Here is a 443-nt window from a genome sequence, read left to right as displayed (position 1 = left end):
TGCACGTCTGTGGTACAACGTTTAAGCAACGCATCGAGTGACATATCTATGGCATGACCAATTGCCGACAAACCCTGTTGCATTGGTGCAACGCCATCCAACGTACTGGTTAGCACCGAATCTGGAAATTGACGAGTATACTCTTGCGCTATACGCGTACCATAAGACACACCGTATAAATGTAACCCGGTATAACCCAAAGCTTTGCGAACTGCTTCAAAATCTTTTGCTGCAACAGGTGTCGTGAAGTGGCTCAAATCAACCTTTATCTCAGATTTACAACGCTGAGTGTCTTCTTTAGCAAGGATGTTCATGTCAATCAATGCATCATTGAACGCAAACTGTGTCACCAAATCATCAGACTGACACTGTAATTTCAATGATTTACCCGTGCCTCGTTGATCAACCAATAAAATGTCACGGTTTTCACGAGCATATCGTAA

1 protein-coding gene is annotated in these 443 nt (G+C 43.1%); it reads right to left on the bottom strand.

Translation table 11 applies throughout. From position 1 onward, the window contains the following. Positions 1–443, bottom strand: a 443-nt coding sequence (locus CWC11_RS22475) for an alpha/beta fold hydrolase (protein WP_138684286.1), incomplete at both ends; no start/stop codon positions are given.

Origin of the sequence: Pseudoalteromonas sp. S3178 (assembly GCF_005886985.1) — a bacterium.
In the GTDB taxonomy this organism is placed as follows: Bacteria; Pseudomonadota; Gammaproteobacteria; order Enterobacterales; family Alteromonadaceae; genus Pseudoalteromonas; species Pseudoalteromonas carrageenovora.
Note: the sequence above shows the minus strand (reverse complement) of the source record. Positions and strands in the feature narration are given on the sequence as shown.